Source organism: Yoonia sp. R2-816 (assembly GCF_046762905.1).
Taxonomy (GTDB): Bacteria; Pseudomonadota; Alphaproteobacteria; order Rhodobacterales; family Rhodobacteraceae; genus Yoonia.
Genome location: NZ_JBKQXN010000327.1, coordinates 1 through 1,530, shown reverse-complemented (window position 1 = coordinate 1,530; position 1,530 = coordinate 1). Strand labels below are relative to the sequence as shown.

Below are 1,530 nucleotides of genomic sequence, written 5' to 3'. Positions count from 1 at the left end.
CAACATTGTGGTTTCCTTTGATGGTTTGGTTTGCACCTCCATCAAAACGGACAACCATCATCTCCATCAAGAGATGTGCCGTCCCCATTTCAGCTTGCTGAGAAGGGGGCGGTGTCAGATCACATCGAGACTAATTCAGATTAGCAATCACCATCCGGAGTGGCGCGAAAGCACGTTTCCTGGATTGCTTGGTAATGTGGTGGCGGGCAGGATTGCTAATCGCCATAATTTGGGCGGCTCGAATTTCACGACGGATGCAGCTTGCGCAAGCTCTCTCGCTGCCGTTCGCTATGCTGTCCAAGAATTGTGGCTCCATGACTCCGATATGGTGATTACTGGAGGTGCAGATGCGCTCAACAACATTTTCATGTATTTGTGTTTTTCCAAAACGCCGGCCATATCAAAGACCGGCTTGTGTCGCCCTTTCTCTGTTGACGCTGACGGTACCATAATGGGGGAAGGTTGCGGGATTTTTGCACTTCGGCGCCTTGAGGATGCGGAACGGGACGGCAATGAGATCCATGCGGTCATTAAAGGTATAGGGTCATCATCGGACGGGTGTGGTGCAAGCATCTATGCGCCAAAATCCTCCGGACAGGCAATTGCGATTGGGCGGGCCTATGAAGCAGCCGGGTATTCACCCCGTACTGTTGAGCTGATGGAAGCACATGGTACGGGAACTCGGGTTGGGGATGTGGCAGAGTTCGAAGGACTTAACAGCGTGTTTAAGGAAGCCAGCCCAGAAGAAAGAGGTTGGTGTGCATTGGGGTCGGTTAAATCGCAGATCGGTCATACAAAGTCTGCAGCAGGTGCAGCCAGCCTGGCCAAGGCAACTATGGCATTGCGCCACAAAGTCCTACCGCCAACCATCAATATTTCAAAGCCCAACTCCAAACTAAACATCAAAGAAAGTCCATTCTACTTGTCCGGAATCGCCCGACCATGGGTTCGCGGCAAAAAACATCCTCGCCGGGCTTCAATCAGCTCCTTTGGGTTTGGTGGCAGCAATTTTCACCTGACACTGGAGGAATATGTTGGCTCGGTCGGCAGGCCAGACAGGTATCGTATTGCACCGAGTGAGCTTTATCTGTACGCGGCTGACAGCGCCGAAGAATTGGCAGAGACGATCCGTTCGAACCTGAAAAACTGTAAGAAGATCAACGCTTTTTCTCATAGCGCTCTTGAAAGCCAACGTTCCTTTGATGCAACAAAACCGCATCGTGCGTCAATCGTCGCAACCTCTTCGACAGATCTGGATACTCATGCTGAAAAAGTGCTGAAGGTCATCGAGGCGCGATTTCCGACCGTCGCAGAATCTTTCTGTTACGCCAACCAGACGGCTCAAGTTCAGGGCAAAACGGCGTTTCTGTTCTCCGGTCAGGGAAGCCATTACGTCGGAATGGGAGCTGACTTGGCTCTTCATTTCAATTGCGCCCGCAGTCCTTGGGACTTTGCAGCAGACTATGATTTTTTAGGGACGGCTAAGCTTCACGAGATAGCATTTCCGGCTTCGGCCTATGATGATGACAC

Annotated in this window: 1 protein-coding gene; it reads left to right on the top strand. The window is 51.4% G+C overall.

The window, feature by feature from the left end:
• The coding region (locus ACFWW2_RS23870) for a beta-ketoacyl synthase N-terminal-like domain-containing protein (RefSeq protein ID WP_393932632.1) at positions 1 to 1,530 on the top strand (1,530 nt) is incomplete at both ends.